The following is a 19,223-nucleotide window of genomic DNA, read 5'->3' as shown; positions in this document are numbered from 1 at the left end:
ACGCTGCGCTAAACTCCGGCAGCTATTTATTATAATGCACTTCCCTGCACCACACCGCGGCTCAATATCCTTTGGTCGATATAGTATTGGATCTCTGATTTTTTTAATCCCCAGTTGGGGGCTATCAGCAGTTCACGGTCGCTAAGGCCGAAGAGCCTTTGGATCACGATATCCGGGCGAACGCGTGGTAATAACTCGCACAAAAAGTCGGCATATTCATCAATGGTGAATACCTTAAAAGGTTCACGCTTATATTTAACACCCATTACCGAGCCTTCTACAATATGCAGGTGATGGAATTTTACAAATTTTATCTGCGGGAAACGGTTAATCTCGTCGGCGTATTTCAGCATCATTTCATGCGTTTCCCATGGGAAACCAAAAATGGTATGTACACACACATCAAGTTTACTGTTCTCAACCAGTTTTAGGGCTTTCACTAATTCCTCGTGGTTGCATCCACGGTTAATCTGGCCCAGGGTTTCGTCATAAATAGATTCCATACCCATTTCCAGGTCGACATCAAACCTGTCGGTATAGCTTTCCAGCAGGGCTATTTTTTCCGCGTCAATACAATCCGGGCGGGTGCCAATGCTCAGGCCAACAATATCTTCGGTGCCATAGCTCAGGGCCTCGTCATACATCATTTTTAAATAATGCGTTGGCGCATAGGTATTGGTATTGGGCTGAAAGTATATAATAAATTTATCGGCCTTATTACCCGTACGGGCGCGCTCCATCCCTTGTATCACCTGCTCGCGCACAGTAGGGGCATTACGGCTAACCGATGGGGTAAAAGAATCTACGTTGCAATACGTACAACCACCATAGCCTTTGCTGCCATCGCGGTTGGGGCAGGTAAAGCCGCCATCAACAATTACCTTAAATACACGATGGCCCTTATATTTCTCCTTAAGCCACGGGCCATAGTTGTTATAGCCCTTCTCCCACGTTGATGTTGTTTCTCCTGTTAATTGCATTATGCCGCAAAGATAGTGAATTGATAAGCAAATGCATGTGTTACTGTAATAGCCTATAATGATTTACAGAATGTATGGCAGGTATGTTTATTTATTGATAAATAATAATATCTTCATCTTATCAAGTTTAAACAACCCTAACTTTATGCGTCGTTATATCATATACACCATTTTACTTTGCACAATAACGCTTACTACGTACGGCCAAAAATATGGCGATTATATTCCCGGTTGTATTTACGACCTGCAAAATGTGAAATCGATAGGCTTAATTAAATGGACGCCGCCAACCATAAGCCCGTTCACCACCGTTGGAGATCATGTTTTTTTTAAGTTAACACCCGACGATCAGCGACAAAAGGTAAAGACCGCGCAGTTCAGTTCTTTTGTGATGAAAGCTGACAGTTTTGTTGTTTCTCACGCAAAGGAAACAGAGCAGTATCCTATTCTGAAAGTTGTTTTTGATAAAGCTGTAAAACTTTACGCCCGGTACCGGACTACAAATTTTAACGGACCTGCCGGTGTTTACATGGCTAACCGTTATGATATCGATTATTATTATGGACCCGATCCTGACCATATAACCAATTTGGACCGAAAGAACTTTGCTGAGGTATTAAGTCCCTTACTTGATGATCGCCCGGACCTGTCAGAGAAGATAAAAAACAAGGAATATAAATATGGCGATCTTGATGACTTGCTGAAACTGTATTTTAAGCAAAAAGATCTTCTTTCCAAGAAGTCCGCGGAGACTCTGAAGCCATAAAGATATTTATGATGTAACCGGACGATAAGGGCTGGTTTAGACAATTGTATTATTTTTATAAAATCTGAGGTTTTAAACTATATTTAACAACTGAACATTTTTGTTACAAATGCCGTCAGCCTAAATGAAGTTGTACCCCGAGATTAAGTAAGATGATAAAGAAGCTGATACATTTTTTTGTTAAGGCAGAAATAAAAATGGCAGATTGGAAAGCCAGGAATGGATTAACCATCCTCAGGGTTTCATTGGGCCTGGTATTTATATGGTTTGGTGTGCTTAAGTTTTTCCCGGGGCTAAGTCCGGCTGAAGACATTGCAGGCAGAACTATTGAAACGCTTACCCTGGGTTTGGTGAAGCCGGCAGCCGCATTACCCCTATTAGCTGTTTGGGAATGTACCATAGGCTTGGGCTTTATTTTAAAAAGGTGGCTAAGCTTAACATTGGTTTTGCTGTATTTCCAGATGATGGGTACCTTTTTACCATTGGTGTTTTTTCCCCACGAAACCTTTACCCATATTTTTGTGCCAACTTTACTTGGTCAGTATATTATAAAAAACATAGTGCTTTTATCGGGTGGATTATTAATTAGTGTCACCTCAAAAGGCGGGGTTTTAACATCATATTCCAAAGTTGAAGCGAAGACTCCAAGGTTTAAACGTGTTTACAGGCATCACAAAAAGAAGGCTAAAATGGCTGTGGAAGTATAATAATTACGCTAAGTTAACAGCCAATCACAACATGTTATTACACCTTTTTTCCATTAAAAGTAATATTATAAAGATCGGTGCGCCTGTCTTTTAAATTTTGTACGCTGCCGTACTCATGAAGCTCATCCAGTAAGGATAGGTCCACATCGGCAATTACAATCATTTCGCTGTTGGGTGTGGCTTCTGATTGGATGCCGTTGGTAGGGAAACCAAAATCAGATGGTGTAAATACTGCCGATTGCGCGTAGCTGATACCCATGTTGTTTACATTGGGCAGGTTACCTACACAGCCGGCAATGGCTACATAACATTCATTTTCAACAGCGCGGGCCTGCGAGCAAAATTTAACCCGGTTATAGCCGTTCTGCGTATCGGTTAAAAACGGAACAAACAGGATCTGCATATCCTGGCTGGCCAATATGCGTGATAATTCGGGAAACTCCACATCATAACAAATCAGGATACCTATTTTACCGGCATCGGTTTCAAAAACCCTCACTTCATCGCCACCCCGGATACCCCATGAGCTGATCTCGGCCGGGGTAGGGTGAATCTTGTAAACCTCTTCCATGCTACCATTGCGCCTGAAAAGATAGGATACATTGTACAACGATTCCTCGAAAATTGTAGGCATGCTGCCCGCTATAATGTTCACGTTGTAGGATACCGCCAATTTTGAAAACTCCTCTATAATGGGCTGGGTGTACTTGGCCAGCTCGCGCATGGCCTTTGCCGAATCCATGTGGTTGTAATCGGCCATTAGTGGTGTGCCAAACAATTCGGGGAATAGTATAAAATCTGCCTGGTAATCGCTCACGGCGTCAACAAAGTATTCGGCATGTTTCAGCAATTCGCTGATGTTGCTATAGGGGCGCATCTGCCATTGTACCAGGCCAATGCGTACTACTGTTTTTTGATTAATGGCCGAGCTGATTTCCTCATAATACACATTGTTCCACTCTATCAGCGTAGCAAAACCTTTTGACCGGCTATCCTCTGGTAAATAGTTCTTCAATACCTTACGTACATGGAAATCATTCGCCAGCTGAAAAGAAAGGGTGGGATCATAGATCTCTTTATACTTTACCTTATCAATGTATTGGCGCGGCGTAAGGTCGTTCTGGAATTTTTGATAATTGGGGATGCGGCCGCCGGCAATGATACTTTTCAGGTTCAGCTTTTCGCACAGGGCCTTGCGGGCATCATAAAGGCGGCGGGCTAAACGCAGGCCGCGATAATTGGGATGTATAAATATATCAATACCATATAATACATCGCCCTTATCGGTATGGGTTTTAAAAGTACTATCCCCGGTGATTTGTTTGTAGGTATGGTTATCGCCAAACTTTTGGTAATCAACCATAATGGCAAGCGCGCAACCTACCACCACCCCGTTAACCGTTACACAGATCTGCCCTTCGGGAAATATCCTGATGAGCTTTTTTATGGAATTGGCGTCCCAATAGTCCTCATCCATATCTATATAGGCCGACTTCATCGATTTTTTTAATTCCTGGTAATCCTGTACTTCCAGGTTACGCATTTCAACACTTTGCAGATCCATAATAGTATATATATCTTGATTTTTCCGTAAGGGCGAGAAGATTCAATGAAAATCAGCAAGCGTATGTGCGGGAAATCATATGTTAATTATTTAGTTTAATGATGTTTTTGTATGCCACGCAACCCACAACATCAATACCGGTTGTAAAGTTAAACGTGCCCAGGCAATAAATGGTGTTACGGTTATGTTACCTAATTTAAAAGGCGCATTAGCTACCATCCCAATATGAACCGGCAAAAAAGCTGCCAGCATTAATATAGTACCATAAACAGCCCATGGCCTTGTTTTGTGTGATATCAGCATCATGGCAAATACTATTTCAAATACACCTGCCAGTATGTTTATCAATACGGGGTAGGGCAAATAATGCGGAATAATTGGATAATAAGAAGCCGGATTTCTGAAATGATTAACGCCTGTAAAAGTATAGCCAATTATCAATATCAAAAGGCTCATATTTTTTATCAAACGCATTACTCAATATACAATATTTTGTTAAATATTGTTTTAAGCAGTTTTAATGTTGTTTTCGGGTCATTTCTCCTAATTTATAACAATTCTAAATACTCCTCTTTGACAAAGTGTTGACATTGCTCCGCTTTTATAGTGATATTTTTGTTCGGTCAAATTTAAAACTGCTTTGAAGTATTTAAAGGTTATTGCTTTTACACACAAACAGATTGAACTGAAGGAAATAGGTAGATTGGTGGTATGCCAGGAAAATCTGACGGAAAAACTTCAACAGGTTAAAACTCAATTTGGGATACCAGAAATCTTTTATCTGGCTACATGTAACCGTGTGGAATTTGTTATGACTACCCCACAGGTGGTTGATAAGGATTTTGCTAAACGGTTTATTGAAGCCTTTAATACCGAGCTGTGTGAAAGTTCGTTAAGTACGTTTATGGATGGCGCTTCTATTTATGAAGACCAGGAAGCCATGGTTCACCTTTTGCGCACTTCATGCTCATTGGAGAGTTTGATAGTTGGCGAAAAGGAGATACTTGCTCAGTTGCGTAAAGCTTATGAGCATTGCAAAGAGGCTGGTTTAACCGGTGATGGCATGCGCATGATCATGAATTGTGTGGTAAAAACGGCAAAAGAGGTTTATACCCACACTAATATTTCAAAAAATCCAATTTCGGTTGTTTCGTTAGCTTACCGCAAGCTTAAAGATCTTAATCTTTGCTCCAATGCCCGTGTACTTATCATAGGTGCCGGCGAAACCAACCGCAATATTTCAAAATACCTGCAAAAGCATAAATTCAGCAACTTTGCTGTTTTTAACCGTACGGTATCAAAAGCACAGCAACTGGCTGATGATTTGAACGGCGAAGCTTTTGATTTAGAAGCTTTAAAAACATATAGTAAAGGCTTTGATGCCATTATTACCTGCACATCGGCTGTTGAGCCTATCATTACTACCGAAATATACAAAACACTGTTAAACGGTGAAGCAGGCAAAAAAACGATAGTTGACCTTGCCATTCCTAACGATACCGCGCCCGAAGTGCTGGAGCAATTTCCCGTTAACTTTATCGAGGTACATTCATTAAACGAGGTTGCCAAACACAACCTGCAGGAACGTTACCATGAACTGGTACACGCCGAAGGTATTATTGAACAAAATATTGCCGAGTTTTTAACCCAGTTAAAACAACGCCGTATTGAAGTAGCCATGCGCCAGGTACCCGAAAAAATCAAGGAGATCCGCAACACCGCCATCAATTCCGTATTTGCCGATGAGGTACAGGGTATGGATCAGCAATCGCGCGAGATACTGGAGAAGGTGATCAATTACATGGAGAAAAAATATATCAGTGTGCCTATGATTATGGCTAAGGATATATTGATCAACGAAAATTGATAGGTTACCCTTACCTTTTATAACCGATTTTTTAAGGCAAGCTTTTGCTCAAATTAAATGTGTGTGCTGAGATTATCAGCAGATGTATTGGCTATTCCTAAAACTAATTTATCGCGGGCGTAGTGAAAAAAGTAGTGCCCGTGGTCAATCTTCCTAATATTCCAGCCATTTTCCAACCCGTACAGATACCAGATCCCCTTCGTTATAACCACCAGGCACGTCGTTTATAACGCGCAGCAGAATGTCGCCATTTTGGAGGATCAGATCTTCGTAAGAACCTTTAAAGAGCACCTCCTTAATGGTCCAGTTTTTTGTTTTGGTGATGAGCTTTATTTTAATCCATTCAGGGTAAACCACCACATAATCTTTAGTGGCTTTAATGTCGCAGCTTTTGGCTTCGGGGGCAGTAAGTATATTGCAGTTGCTAAGCAGTTGCGCAGTATACAAGTTCTGTGGAGTTTGGTAGAGTGTTTTAGGAGGACCCTGCTCTACAATCTGCCCGTTTTTGATGACCACCAACTTATCAGCCATGGAGAGCACTTCTGCCGGGTCATGCGATACCATGATTACAGTTAGGCCAATTTCCTTTACTATCTGCCTGATATCATGCTGCAATCCCTCGCGAAATGAAGTATCCACCTGGTTAAAGGGCTCATCAAGCAATAACACCTGCGGACGGGTAATTATAGCCCTTGCAATGGCCACCCTTTGCTTCTCGCCGCCACTTAAGTCGGCCACGCGCTTATCGGCCATGTGGGCCATATTAAGCTGCTTTAATACATGTTCGGTTTTTTGCTGTTTGGCTTTCAGATCGGTTGCCGGCAACATAGCGGCAACGTTATCCCAAACTTTGGCAAACAAGTTCAAATCATCGGTATGCTGGGTAACCATTTTCATGGCGTCATGACCGGGGATCAGTTTTTCTTCGGGCCCCCAGATGCGTTCACCTTTAAACAGAACCGTGCCTTGATCCGGGGAAAGCAAGCCGTAAAGTAACCGTAATAAAGTGCTTTTTCCGCTGCCGCTTTCGCCTATAATAGCCGTTATTTTGCCCGGCTCAATAGTTATATCCGTGGTTTTAACACCGGCCATCTGTTTACCGGGATATATTTTACTTACCGCAATTGCCTGCAAAAAAGGAGTGTCTGACATCGTAGGCAAAGATAGTAAACACTAATGGCACGAATTGAGGCGAATTACACAAATTTGATTGACACGAATTTAATACACACGAATTTCACGAACCAAAGCGAATTTCACAAATTTTTGCTACAAGCGGATTTGTGAACATTCGACCTAATTCGTGAAATTCGTGTGTATTAGAATCCCAGCGTCAATCCAAATGAGAAGTTCTTTAAGCCTTGCTGATCGGGGCTGTTCTCAAACATATCGTTAAAGTAGTATTTGGCGTAAATACCCATGATGCCATAACCCATGCGGACGAACACTCCTTTACGCAGTTTGGCAAAGTGATAATCATCATCAAACTTTTGCTTGCCACGTTCATCACTTATCTGTTTTACCCGACCGTTCAGCAAGATGCCAACCTCTGGCCCGGCCACCAGGCGGAAATAGTTGCCCCGGCTATCCTCATGACTGCGGTAGTAAAACGACAGTGGTATGCGCAAGTAGCTTGATGAAAAGCGGTTTTTGCTGAAGTGGATGCTATCCGGCACGAAGGTTAAAACCGGCGCGTTGCGTTGTATGGTAATATCCTGGCGCAGGCGGATGTTGGTCCAGTCGAACCCGCCGGAAACATAGATTTTAAAGGCACTGTTGAAACGATAGCCGAACTGTACCACATCAAAACCAAAGTTGGCGGTTTTGGCCTGGCGATAACTCAGGAACTTGTTTTTATCAGATAACGTAAAGCTGCCGTTATCAATCAAGGTGGCAAAACCAAGATCGATCCTTGAAAAGGTAATACCAAAGGAAAAGCCGGGTGCTTTTGAGTGCTGGTGGTAGGTAGTATCATTGTCATTTACCGATACATAAGGCACATCCTGGCCAACACCAAATTTTACTTTTAATCCTTTTTTTGTAACAACGGTATCTGTGGTGCTTTTAGTTGAGTCGGTTGGGGTGGTTTGGGCAAAGCTATAGCTTGCGGCAATGCATAGCATTGCTGTGAAAATAAGGCGTTTCATATTATTTGTGTATATATTTTTCTTTAGATTTTATTTTTCTTTCTTCACTTTAATGATGCCCAGGTTTACGCCTGTTATGGTAGCATCGTCACCATCGGTATTGCTAAATTCAATAATCTTGTCTTTGCGTTTATCAACAGCCGCTATCATTACATTAAACACATCGCCCAAACTGCGGATTTTGTGTTTTTTGGCAGGCGCTTGTTTATTGGCAGTAGCAACCTGTGTTGGTATTACCTGCGGTGTACTTGCAAAAACCGGGACCTCCTCAATATGTTTTGCCATTATTTTGGTTGCCGTATCCGGTACAACGGGCTTTATTACTTCCTGCTTATGCGTAGCCGAAGCTAACACCGGCTGATCATTCTGCTTAACTATATCCTGTGTTTGCGCCGGCCCGGCGATAATTGTTTTTTCGATAACCGGTTTCCTGCGTGCTTTATATATTTTGATGCCTGCTAAACTATTTGCCGGGGCTATAACTGCAATCACGTTCTTTTTGTTTGGCTGATTAGCAGGCTGTGCATCAGCAACAGTTGCAGCAACCGGGGCAGCGGGTTTTAATGATTGTTTAATAGCAGCCACTCCATCAGCTTTTGATTTGGTTACCTTAACTTCCTTCGGGATAAATAGCAGCCCGGCGGTTGCTAATAATATTACACCCGCGGCAACGCTCAGGAAAGGTGCCAGTGATCTTTTACGTTTACCTGCATTTAATTCTTCGGTAATGCCGCTCCACACTTTTGCAGATGGCTCTATCTCATAACCGTCCAATGCCGATTGAAACAATTTATCCAGATCCTTATCCTGCATATCCATAACTTTTACCCTCCATTTTTGCAATTTGTTCTTTTAATATTGTGCGCGCCCTTGATAGCTGCGATTTTGAAGCTCCTTCTGTAATGCCTATGATATCGGCAATTTCCTTGTGCGAATAACCTTCCAACGCGTACAGGTTAAATACAATGCGGTAACCCGGCGCCAGTTGTTGTATCAGTTCCATCAGCACCCTGGCATCCAGGTTTGCAGCGGCTATCGGGTTAACTGAAGGCTCTGTATCTGCATCGCCCATATCAACCATCTGCATCATTTTATGATGCTTGCGATAGTATTCAATGGAGCTGTGTACCATAATGCGCCTTACCCAGCCTTCAAACGAACCTTCCCCTCTATAGTCAACCATTTTTTGAAATACCTTTATAAACCCATTCTGCAACATGTCTTCGGCCTCCATTCTGTCGGTAGCGTAGCGCATGCACACAGCCAGCATTTTGCCAGCCAATTGTTTATACAACAATTCCTGTGCTTTGCGGTCGCCGGTTTTGCAGCGGTCCACCAATTGTTCAAGAGTATATTTAGGTTCCAAAAACATCATTTAAAATTAAGATGGAAGCAGAGGCTAAATGGTTGCATGGGGTATGAAATATTTTTTAATTGTTGGGCGCTGTTTTTAATCCTATAAAGTAAGCTATCTTTATTTATAATGAAGAAAATACTAACCATATATAGGGGGTATTTTAAAAAGTAGGAATAAAGAGAATATAAAAAAGTCCGAAATCTGTACGAAAAAGGCCGTTTTGAGATAATCAGAGCGGTTTTTTATTTTTGAGGAGTAAAATAAAGTGGTAGTTAAAAAAGTAGGTTATCTACTATTTGGTTCAATTTCACTACCATAATAAAGTAATTAAAAAGGTAGGAAAGCGGCATGTGTACCATTTGCCTAATTATTTAGGTACAAATCTTTCGATAATTCGCGAATATTATCAAGTAATCCCCGCATTAGTTCGTCTTGGTTGAGTAAAAAGCCTACTATAGCGGCGTTACTTGTGTAACCGCTTTTGATTACATTTTTTAGTGTCTTACAGGCATTTGTAATCTTTTTAAGCGATTCATCATATTGTTTTCTATCAAACTTATCACCGGTTAATTTTTCACGCAGCAACTTTAAGTTTAGTTCAATATCCATCAAATGAAATTCGATATATAATAGATTTGATTGAGCCACTTTCACTAAGGATTGGTTTATATCGTCGGTGCTCATATCGTCGATTAGTAAGCTTAATTCTTTATTCTTTTTATCCTTTTTACGGTTTACTGTAACATCATTACTATGCTTTACTGTAACATTTAAAATGTCTTCTGATTTGTTATTTTCAATGCCTTTTTTCTTGATTGTGATAAATTCAAATGCAGATTCAAAAGCGGCTGGGTTGTCATCGCTTAAAAAAAAGTCAGCACTAAGATTAAAAACGGTCGAAATATCTGCTATAAGTTCAAAAGTTGGCTTATTCCTGCCGGATTCAATCATAGCTATGCTATTACGCTTAGTTCCCGAAATGACAGCGAATTGATCTTGCGTTAAATTAAAATACTGCCTTAGCTTCTTAATTTGTAAACCCGGATTTCCCATAAATGATATTTTAAATAACAAATATTATTTAAATGTTGTAATTGTTATTATTAATGTCAATATTTGTTCATTATTCAATAACAAAACTAATAAAAGTTATGACACGCAAAGAATTAAAGTCTAAAATACCTCACGGTTACGCTAAAATAATAGCCGAAAAAGCAGGTGTTAACAGAATTACAGTATCTAACTGGTTAAATGATAAATCCGATAATCCTTTAGTCGAATTAGCAGTATTAGAAATTGTGGCCGACCTATCTGAAAAGAAAAATAGTCTATTAAAACGAATTGGATAAACCTTTTACTTTAAATCCCTAATTAATGAAAAGGCAAGGTTATAAAGAAGTATTAATTTCTGTTAGCGAACTAATAAAACTAACTGGTGATAAAATTACGTCCAAAAGTATTTTAGCAAACTGTATGCGGTCAAACGCTACAGAAAAGTCGATATCATGGATAAATCAGCCGGACCCTTTGGACGGTAGGAAAATTAATATTCTGTATTCTACTATTCCAAAACAAACAATTTTAAAGTATGCGTTGCCACCGGTCGCCACTTTAATCGATCAAATAAAGCACGATGCTGCATTAGAAAAGTCCTACACCCAACAACAGCAAATTGAGTTTAAAGAAGATACTTTAACCCGCTGTATAAAGGGGGCCGCCACCGATGGTTATACAAAGCATTGCGCTTTTTATAATAAACAAATCAGCGGTAAAAAGGAAAATGTAAAACGTGCCAAAGTAATTGAGTTATCAAAAACACATGCCGTTTTGCTTTGCTGCGCCGATCTGAAAGCAGGTCGCGGTCAGGTTGTTGGTTATAAAATATCAGAACTGCACGAAGCTTATTTGAATTGTGCCGATATAAAACACTCTTTAAAAAATCCCGAAAAATTCAGGCAAAAGATAAACGATATACCTAAAAACGGGCTTAACCTATTACATGCGTTTGCCTGCAAGCCCCGCGAATATCTTGTAAAGCTTACCGACTGGCATAAAGGCACCATTACAAAATACTATATGGATGGCAACCAGTACACCCATAAGCAAATACACGAATTGCTTTTTGCCGAATGCCTGGCTAAAAAACAAAAGCCGGTTAAGTATGATACGGTAAGTAAATACTTATCGCGCCAAGAGGTAAAAAATACACTTGCTGTTTTCCGCAATCCCGATTTTTTCAAACGCACTGTAAAACCGCATACCCGCCGTGAAAAGGCTATTTACGCCGGTGACTTGTATTATGGAGACGGTACACCCATTCAAATTTTTAGTAGAAATGAAGCTGGAACGAAAGATATAAAGCTGAATATATTCTTAATAATGGATGTAATGAGCGGTAAGATTGTCGGTTACGATTTCGCAGAAAGTGAAGATAGATTTAACTGGTTTGCAGCCTTTAAAATGGCCTTTTACCGGGAAAGCTTATTGCCTTATGAATTGATGTGCGATCAGGCCAGTGTAACTAAAACCAGCGAGTATAAAACGTTAAAGGAACGTTTAGAGATTAGAGGTTGCCGCCTTACCACTACCACCAAAGGAGAGCCGCAGCAAAAAGGCAATATAGAACGCGTTATAAATACCTTACAATCAAGTTGCCAACGGATGATAGATGGCTACATTGGCGAGGGGATTAGATCACGGCGGGACAATGGGCGCATTGATACCAAACATCTTAACGACATCAAAAAAGCTAAAGGTTTTTACAACTATGAATCGATTGTAACGATAATGGTTGAACTAATCAGTATTTACAATAACAAACCTGTAGATGATAGGCTCGCGCCGTTTGATGCCTTTAACGAGAGCGAAAAGCCCAATATCGCCGCAATATGTGAGGCTGATTTAGCAGTAATGTTTTGGCACTCCAAACAAATTAAGGTTGTTAAAAGCGAAATACAGTTTGATATTAAAAAGCAAACGCACATATATGATCTGTATAGTCACGATTTAGGACTAAAGTACAATAATCAAAAGGTTAATGTATTCTACGATGAAAACGATCTTAAAAGCGTTCACCTGTTTGATCTGAACGGCGATTATATATGTGAGTGTAAACCCAAAATACACATTGTACAAGCCAAAGCCAATCAAACAGAAGGTGATGTATTAAACATCATCAAACAAAGTAGCCACAATGAGGCTATGACCGCTACCGCCAAAAGAAAAGCTAATGATATCATGCTTAAAGCTGCCGAAAATGACGCGGATTTTGCGGAGTTATTAGACCCTTTTAAAGTTAATAAGGAATTGTATAACAATGCCGAAACACAAAAGGACTTAGAATATATCTACCAGCAAAAAAATATCAATCAGCAAAAAGTAGTGCCTTACGAGCCTGTAGCGTCAAATATTAAAATCATTGATAAGCAGAAAAAAAAAGCACAGGAAAGGCACGCAAAGAAAAATATAGTAGCTGCCACACTTGAAGTAGTAGGAACGCAAAGAGTATAAAAAAAGCTGTTAAGCCCGCCAGCCTAACAGCCATTTAAACAGTAATTAAATACCATTTAAACTAAAGTAAACCAAAGATGCAAAAAGAAAAATTAATGAAAGAAGCGCGCCAGCTTATCAACGATTTTGCCGGGCAAAAAGGAATGAGCAAAAATAAGCTTGCAAAGAAGCTTGAAGTATCGGGAGCGGTTTTAAGCTTCATAGAAAACGGCCAACACGACCAATTATCAGACGAAATATTAAAAGGCATTATAAGCCATCTAAAAGCCGGTACCGACTTTAAAATTTTGGGCACGGTAAACTTTAACAGTGTACAAAATACCTGTAGGGAAACCCAAAGCAAAAGCCTTTTAAATGCTGTAATAGGGTTTACTGGTGCGGGCAAAACAGAGGCGCTAAAGGATTATTACAACCGGGAAAGAAATGTTTACTACGTGCAGTGTAAAAACAGCATGAACAGGAAGCAATTTTTATATGAAGTGCTATCGGAAATGGGCCACAACTTTATGGGGTCGGTTTACGAAATGGTAAAACTTATTTGTAAGCAGCTTAACCAACATAGCGAGCCGCCTTTGCTGATAATTGACGAAGCCGGTAAATTGTCTACCAATGTTTTATTGGATTTGCACGACATCCGCAATGCAACGCTTTACAGCGCTGGTATTTTAATGGCCGGTTGTGAATATTTTAAAAAGAATGTAGAAAAGGCAGTAGAAAAGGATAAAACAGGGTACCCTGAATTTTATAGCCGGGTAGTTAACTGGAATGAATTAACCAAACCATCAAAGGCAGAAATAGCCGCCATATGCAAAGCCAACGGCGTAACCGATGATGATACCATTAAAGATTTTTGCAAGCTATCAAACTACCGGTTGCTTTATAACGCCATTGTAAACGAAAGGGATGCGGCATGAGTAATTACAAAAAAAAGCTAAAAAACATTAGAGGGGCATTATAACACTTTAGCCATGTACAAAACAGATCAATACAACAAGGCAAGGGGGTTATTTATAGATAAGGGTTACACCGCCCTTGCCGCTGCCACCGAAGCGGGCGTACATGAAAAGCAGGTGCGCCGATGGATAAAAAAATACAATTGGAAAGCCCTGCAAAGTGATAAGCGGATGGAACGGCAACTAATAATATTAGGAATGGGAGTAAGCCGTGCTGAAGTGGTAGAGGACTTTAAAGCGTACTTAAGCGACCATTACCCCGAAATAGCCCAACAGATTATAAACCCTTCCGAACAATATTTAAAACAATTTAAAAGTACACCAAAATGATAGTAATAGACACCATAGTTAATGAAGTTGAAACTTACGTGAACGAAGCAAGGGAAATAAGCATTAAATACAAATTGCCCGAGGTATGTACCGAGGTGCTTTTGTATGCCATGCTTGATAACAAAAACCTATCGGTTTACCAGCAGCTAAAAGAATTAGGTGTTAATACCATAGGTATGAAAATAGACCTTGCCAAAAAAATTAACGCCAAAGCTGCGCCGGTATCGGCCCCGATTATGGCACACAGCAACGCGCTTACCGGATTGTTGTTTTTAAACGGCGGCCACACCAATGGCACCAGGTTACTGCAAACAATTTTGATTAATCAAAATACAGCCGCGGCAAGAATGCTTAACGCAAACCTGGTTAAGCTTGACAAATACGGAAAAGTGATATACACTCCTGAAAATAACTAAAGCCATGACAAAAGCAACAAAAGCCCAAATAATAAAAATAAACGTGATGTTGCAAAACATAGGCGTTTGTGAAAAAAGCGAAAAGGCTAAAATAGTTTCGGCCTATAGCGGTGGCCGTACTACCAGTGCAAAGGAACTGTACATAGACGAAGCGCGCGACCTTATAGGCAAGCTGGCAAATTACGACCCGTTGGAAAAGCAAAAGCGGCTTATATTCTCGCTTGGTTATAAAGCGGGTATTATATACGGCGATACCGCCGAGGATAAAAAATTAAATCCCGTTAAGCTTAACCTATTTATTAAAGAGCGCGGAGCGGTTAAAAAGCCACTTAACGAAATGACATTAGATGAACTCAAAAAGGTACACCGCCAGTTTGAGGGTATAGTGAGAAACAATAAAAAAACCAAGCTGAACAAAGAAGCCGACAAGGCAGTAAACGAACTTTTAAACGAATTAAAATTACAAACCGTTTGATATGGAACATCAACTAAAACCGCCAACGCAGCCAAGGCAGCTAAGCGAAGCGGATACAAAAAGAGTAAACGCGTTTAAGAAACTGATAACCATAGAGACGGAAGCGGTTAATATACGCGAGATGCTTATTAAAGCGTATATCAATTATGCCGGGGCTTTGGTGAGCAATCCTAATCAAATTAGCCATAGCGCCGAAGATGAATTGTATAATTTAAGCTTGATGATTGACGTTTTAGTTTGATTTTTCCTAAAAAGTGCCTTTAAAGCTATGTAGAGGTACTTTTTATATAATGTATGGCCATAATAATTGCATATACCCCCCTGTTTACAGAGGGGTTTTTTGTTGTTATAGGTGTTTGTAGTTGTAAAAATGGAACAAATGCCCCGGCTTTGGTTTTGTATTAAACACCCCGTTAAATGTGTAAAAACCCACTCGAAGTAAGGGGGGTATATGCAGTTTTTTACACTTTTTAAGTGGATTGTAAACTAAAAATATTAGCCGAATTTCGTTTTATAACTAACAGTATATCAATTAGTTAATACCAATGTGCGCTAATTGTTTTGGGTTATCTGTTTTAAATTATGGTAGCTTTGCTACCATAATTTAAACATTGATTTTTCCCAAATGAAAATAACATCCAAACGGTATATAGTTACCACAAGCGCTATCAATTCTTATTTATACCGTGTTTTAACCAGCGGCGTTGATCTTACGCAGTTTTTAAAGAATCCACTTCTTTTTTGGATGCATAAGAACGACAATTCGCCGGGGCCGTATGACAAAAAAATCCCATTGGGCCGGGCTGTCGATGTGAAAAGAGAGGGAGACGCAATTACTTGTGCTTTGGGATTTAGCGAAAGCAACCCGTTTGCCATGATTGTTTATGGTATGTATGAAGATGGAACGCTCAATATGTTAAGCCTTGGCGCTCTGCCATTGGAATGGAGCGATAGACAAGAGGATAAGCTACCGGGACAAACGGGGTTAACCTTTACAAAAACAAAAGCGGTTGAGTTTTCATGTTGCGATGTTGGTGCTAATGACGAGGCTTTAGGTGTTCAATTATATGATACCAACGATGAGCCTATAAAACTGGCAGACCTTAACCCGCATACTTTAATAGCCCTTGCAACACAACACCACCCGACAATTCTCTCAAATTCAAATCACACAGCCGATACCCTGGCAATAGTTAACAACGCCATTGCAGTTGGTAAAATGGATAATCAGTATGCTACCGGCCTATTGGCATTGGGTGCCGATACCGAATCGCTCAATTTTATTATGAATGCTGTTAAGTATTCCACAATAAAACCCCAATTGCTTACCTGCGATGTTCCCAATAGCTTACGCCTCTCTTTGAATTTAAGCTACGATGATATACATCGACATGTGGCAGGCGGTATACAACTGCTTAGAGAGTTTGCGCCCGAAGTTTATAAAGCAAAGTATTTTGAAAAGCACGACCGATTGCCTACGGTTTGGGACGGTAAATTATTATAAGGTTATTAAAGCATTAAACAACAACCACAAGCATGTTTGGAATATCAACAAGAATTAAAACTACCGCCGTAACGCCCGAAATGCTGGCAGCGTGGCAAAGTGAACACGGCAGTAAAATGACCGTGTTAGAGGCCAATAATAAAAAAGCCTATGTAAGGGAGCCGACCGAAAAGGAGGTATTTAAGATAGTTAAGAAGCTAACCAAAAGCGGAAAGTTAAAGCTTGACGAAACAATGTATTTAAGAAAAGTAATTGAAGTTGGCTGGTTGGGCGGCGATACAGAGTTATTAACAGATAAAGCAATTGTAGACCTAAATAAAAAGATATGGCTAACATAGTTGAATTTCTTGTAAAGATCAGGGATAATATGTCGGGCCCTATGCGGCAATTATCTGCAAATACCGAAGGCGCATTTACCCGAATGAATGCGGGTTTTAACCGCGTTGGCCGATCTGCCGACCAGTTAGGGCAGCGAATAGATGATTTAACCCGCACCCGCAATATATCATTAGATATGAGCCAAATTAGAAGGGCAAACCGGGAGATAGCCGATTTAGAACGCCAGCGCGACCACTTACATAACGCAGGCGTAGGCCATAGTAGCGGCGGCGGTTTTGGCAGTGGTGGCTTTTTACGAGCCGGTTTGTTAACTGCCGGTCTGGGCGCAATGGCTGGGTTAGCTGTAACTACTTTAAAAGCCGGTATGGAACGTCAAATGGCCAGTACTAGTTTTGAAGTTATGGCAGGTAAAAAACAGGGCGATGAACTTCATAAAAACCTTATGGGCTTTGCCACCGATACCATTTACGGCAATGAAGTTTTTGACGAGGCTAAAACTATGTTAGGTTTTGGCGTATCGGCCAAAAATATAATGCCGTCGCTACGGATGTTGGGTGATATATCAATGGGAAAGGTGGAACACATGAAAAGTTTAAGCCTGGCATATGCTCAAACAGCCGCAGCCGGTAAGTTGCGCGGACAGGAGGTGTTACAATTTACCGATGCAGGTTTTAACCCGCTACAGGCATTGAGCGAAAAAACGGGCAAAAGTATTGCCCAACTAAGTAAAGATGTTGAAAAGGGTAAAATATCTTTTAGGGACGTAGCTGGTGCATTAGAATATGCAACCGGGCCGATGGGAAGATTTTACAAAGGTATGGAACGGATGGGCCAAACGCCGACAGGTAAATGGATGGCTTTTACCGGGGCATTAGATACACTTGCCGGAACGATTGGTACGCGCCTATTGCCAGCACTGGGCGGCATAGCTACATTTTTAAATGGAATTATTGGGAATGACAGTTTGATGTATAGTATAGCGGCTGGTATTGGCGCTATGACTGGTGCATGGATATTATACACCGGATGGACGGAACGCGCAGCTATTTGGACAGGTGTGTTAGAGACAGCAGCATACTGGCCGCTGGCAGTTATCGGGGTTGTTGGATATGCCTATGCAGGGTTAAATAAATATAATAAAGATTACGCCAGCAATACCGCCAACACAATGGAAACCGTAAGCGGTGTATTTAATGTATTGCGCCGCACCTTTGAAGATGTTGTTTATTGGACACAAACTGCCATGTTGGGCATAACTGATGTTTATGAGCGCTTTAAGCGCTATAATGATTTAAAAAACAAAGGGGAATACCGGAAAGCGTGGTCATCATGGGGCGACGACACCGAGGCAGGTAAAAGGCTTGATGGCATAAGAAAAATGCACGTTTGGAACCGCGCCAATGATATGGCGGGGTTAGACGAAGACGGCAAGCCCAAAAGACCAAGTTGGATGGACGGCAAGCTGGACTTTAAAAACACACCGGGAGGTGGTACGCCTGCCGGTGTGGCCGACTCATCTAAAGGTATTTCCGGTGGCGGTGTGCGAAACCTTACTATCAATATCGCAAAAATGGGTATTGACGAAATTACGCTACATGCCGCCAGTGTTACCGAGGGAGCGGCCGATATACGGGCAATTTTTATTGAAATGTTTAACCAGGTAATTAACAGCGGCAACGCGGCAGTAAATCCAAACTAATGAGCCAACCAACTTTAAACACAGTTTTTAATATAGCCGATTTGTTTCAGCAAATACACGGCTACAAGCCCGCGTACGTGCCGGGTTTCCCGCCTGCGCCTATTGAGGTAGAGGGCGGCAGGCCACAGCCTATTACTAAAAAAACTACTAACCTATACGGCACGCCGCTTTATGGGCAATCGGACATGATAGGCCGGGAAGTGTTTTGCCCGATAACCATTGAAGTAAATGGCGTGGACTATAACTTCCCATTTGCTGTGATTGGCTTTGACCGGGAGAAAACCGTAGTGGAAACTGAAATGACAGAGTTAAACGGCTCGGTAAAAGAGATTATTGGTAATAAGGATTGGGTAATTAACATCAAGGGATTTGTAATTGGCCAGTATGACCAGTTCCCCGACGAAAAATTAAAGGCGCTGAACGATGTGTTTGCGTTCAATCAAACAGTACGCTTAAAATCGGCGATATCAGACATCTTTCTGCACGCTAACGACCATGTACTCATTTACAAATTAAGCATACCCGAAAAGCCTAAAGTAATCGGCGTGCGTGATTTTGCTATGCAAATGAAAAGTGACAATATTTTTAGTCTTTACCAAAATTAACCAC

General features: G+C 40.9%; 22 protein-coding genes. 14 read left to right on the top strand and 8 right to left on the bottom strand.

All coding sequences use genetic code 11. The features are described 5' to 3' along the window. Positions 1 to 29: 29 nt before the first annotated feature. A complete protein-coding gene (locus tag Q0R88_RS07370; RefSeq protein ID WP_295714425.1) occupies positions 30 to 980 on the bottom strand; it encodes a TIGR01212 family radical SAM protein in 951 nt (316 codons plus the stop codon). A gap of 145 nt (positions 981 to 1,125) precedes the next feature. On the opposite strand from Q0R88_RS07370, the gene Q0R88_RS07365 reads away from it, so the two are divergent. Both Q0R88_RS07365 and Q0R88_RS07360 read left to right on the top strand, forming a co-directional pair. Further along, positions 1,126 to 1,746: a hypothetical protein gene (locus tag Q0R88_RS07365; RefSeq protein WP_295714422.1), complete on the top strand. Its 621-nt coding sequence runs from the start codon at positions 1,126 to 1,128 to the stop codon at positions 1,744 to 1,746. A 152-nt stretch (positions 1,747 to 1,898) separates the two neighbouring features. After that, positions 1,899 to 2,453 (top strand): hypothetical protein, encoded by a 555-nt coding sequence (locus Q0R88_RS07360; protein WP_295714419.1) that lies wholly within the window; start codon positions 1,899 to 1,901, stop codon positions 2,451 to 2,453. A gap of 37 nt (positions 2,454 to 2,490) precedes the next feature. On the opposite strand, the gene Q0R88_RS07355 is transcribed toward Q0R88_RS07360, so the two are convergent. Both Q0R88_RS07355 and Q0R88_RS07350 read right to left on the bottom strand, forming a co-directional pair. Further along, positions 2,491 to 4,017: a bifunctional GNAT family N-acetyltransferase/carbon-nitrogen hydrolase family protein gene (locus Q0R88_RS07355; protein WP_295714416.1), complete on the bottom strand. Its 1,527-nt coding sequence runs from the start codon at positions 4,015 to 4,017 to the stop codon at positions 2,491 to 2,493. Positions 4,018 to 4,107: 90 nt separating this feature from the next. Then, complete coding sequence (locus Q0R88_RS07350; protein ID WP_295714413.1) at positions 4,108 to 4,491, bottom strand: MauE/DoxX family redox-associated membrane protein; 384 nt, start codon at positions 4,489 to 4,491, stop codon at positions 4,108 to 4,110. Positions 4,492 to 4,657: 166 nt separating this feature from the next. On the opposite strand from Q0R88_RS07350, the gene hemA reads away from it, so the two are divergent. Next, entirely contained in the window at positions 4,658 to 5,884 is a 1,227-nt protein-coding gene (gene hemA / locus Q0R88_RS07345; RefSeq protein ID WP_295714410.1) for a glutamyl-tRNA reductase, read from the top strand. 153 nt (positions 5,885 to 6,037) lie between these two features. Here the strand turns inward: hemA and Q0R88_RS07340 are convergent, their stop codons facing one another. The 5 genes from Q0R88_RS07340 to Q0R88_RS07320 all read right to left on the bottom strand — a co-directional run bounded on the left by Q0R88_RS07340 (position 6,038) and on the right by Q0R88_RS07320 (position 10,441). After that, entirely contained in the window at positions 6,038 to 7,036 is a 999-nt protein-coding gene (locus Q0R88_RS07340) for an ABC transporter ATP-binding protein (protein WP_295714407.1), read from the bottom strand. 167 nt (positions 7,037 to 7,203) lie between these two features. Beyond that, positions 7,204 to 8,031: an outer membrane beta-barrel protein gene (locus Q0R88_RS07335; protein WP_295714404.1), complete on the bottom strand. Its 828-nt coding sequence runs from the start codon at positions 8,029 to 8,031 to the stop codon at positions 7,204 to 7,206. A gap of 30 nt (positions 8,032 to 8,061) precedes the next feature. Then, on the bottom strand, positions 8,062 to 8,874 hold the full coding sequence (locus tag Q0R88_RS07330; RefSeq protein WP_295714403.1) for a hypothetical protein: 813 nt from the start codon (positions 8,872 to 8,874) through the stop codon (positions 8,062 to 8,064). Then, entirely contained in the window at positions 8,834 to 9,403 is a 570-nt protein-coding gene (locus Q0R88_RS07325; RefSeq protein WP_295714527.1) for an RNA polymerase sigma factor, read from the bottom strand. Before Q0R88_RS07325 ends, Q0R88_RS07330 begins: the two co-directional genes overlap by 41 nt. A gap of 348 nt (positions 9,404 to 9,751) precedes the next feature. Next, positions 9,752 to 10,441 (bottom strand): helix-turn-helix transcriptional regulator, encoded by a 690-nt coding sequence (locus tag Q0R88_RS07320; protein ID WP_295714399.1) that lies wholly within the window; start codon positions 10,439 to 10,441, stop codon positions 9,752 to 9,754. 98 nt (positions 10,442 to 10,539) lie between these two features. Here Q0R88_RS07320 and Q0R88_RS07315 point away from each other — a divergent pair, with 98 nt between their 5' ends. The 11 genes from Q0R88_RS07315 to Q0R88_RS07265 all read left to right on the top strand — a co-directional run bounded on the left by Q0R88_RS07315 (position 10,540) and on the right by Q0R88_RS07265 (position 19,219). Then, a complete protein-coding gene (locus Q0R88_RS07315) occupies positions 10,540 to 10,737 on the top strand; it encodes a hypothetical protein (RefSeq protein WP_295714396.1) in 198 nt (65 codons plus the stop codon). A 25-nt stretch (positions 10,738 to 10,762) separates the two neighbouring features. Then, positions 10,763 to 12,898: a transposase family protein gene (locus Q0R88_RS07310; RefSeq protein ID WP_295714393.1), complete on the top strand. Its 2,136-nt coding sequence runs from the start codon at positions 10,763 to 10,765 to the stop codon at positions 12,896 to 12,898. Between the two features lie 77 nt (positions 12,899 to 12,975). After that, the gene (locus Q0R88_RS07305; protein WP_295714390.1) at positions 12,976 to 13,812 is read left to right on the top strand and encodes an AAA family ATPase; all 837 of its coding nucleotides are present in this window, start codon (positions 12,976 to 12,978) and stop codon (positions 13,810 to 13,812) included. A 54-nt stretch (positions 13,813 to 13,866) separates the two neighbouring features. Further along, a complete protein-coding gene (locus Q0R88_RS07300; protein ID WP_295714387.1) occupies positions 13,867 to 14,181 on the top strand; it encodes a helix-turn-helix domain-containing protein in 315 nt (104 codons plus the stop codon). After that, entirely contained in the window at positions 14,178 to 14,597 is a 420-nt protein-coding gene (locus tag Q0R88_RS07295) for a hypothetical protein (RefSeq protein ID WP_295714384.1), read from the top strand. Before Q0R88_RS07300 ends, Q0R88_RS07295 begins: the two co-directional genes overlap by 4 nt. Positions 14,598 to 14,601: 4 nt before the next feature. Continuing rightward, positions 14,602 to 15,072, top strand: coding sequence for a hypothetical protein (locus Q0R88_RS07290; protein WP_295714381.1), 471 nt, complete (start codon positions 14,602 to 14,604; stop codon positions 15,070 to 15,072). A 1-nt stretch (position 15,073) separates the two neighbouring features. Further along, entirely contained in the window at positions 15,074 to 15,313 is a 240-nt protein-coding gene (locus tag Q0R88_RS07285; RefSeq protein WP_295714378.1) for a hypothetical protein, read from the top strand. 384 nt (positions 15,314 to 15,697) lie between these two features. Beyond that, positions 15,698 to 16,576: a hypothetical protein gene (locus Q0R88_RS07280; RefSeq protein WP_295714375.1), complete on the top strand. Its 879-nt coding sequence runs from the start codon at positions 15,698 to 15,700 to the stop codon at positions 16,574 to 16,576. A gap of 32 nt (positions 16,577 to 16,608) precedes the next feature. Beyond that, positions 16,609 to 16,914, top strand: a complete 306-nt coding sequence (locus Q0R88_RS07275; protein WP_295714372.1) for a hypothetical protein — start codon at positions 16,609 to 16,611, stop codon at positions 16,912 to 16,914. Then, positions 16,902 to 18,614, top strand: coding sequence for a tape measure protein (locus Q0R88_RS07270; RefSeq protein WP_295714369.1), 1,713 nt, complete (start codon positions 16,902 to 16,904; stop codon positions 18,612 to 18,614). The genes Q0R88_RS07275 and Q0R88_RS07270 overlap by 13 nt, the downstream gene beginning before the upstream one ends. Further along, a complete protein-coding gene (locus Q0R88_RS07265) occupies positions 18,614 to 19,219 on the top strand; it encodes a DUF6046 domain-containing protein (RefSeq protein WP_295714366.1) in 606 nt (201 codons plus the stop codon). The genes Q0R88_RS07270 and Q0R88_RS07265 overlap by 1 nt, the downstream gene beginning before the upstream one ends. Positions 19,220 to 19,223: the final 4 nt, after the last annotated feature.

The organism is Mucilaginibacter sp. (assembly GCF_025362475.1).
In the GTDB taxonomy this organism is placed as follows: Bacteria; Bacteroidota; Bacteroidia; order Sphingobacteriales; family Sphingobacteriaceae; genus Mucilaginibacter.
This window is presented reverse-complemented; position numbering and strand designations above follow the sequence as displayed.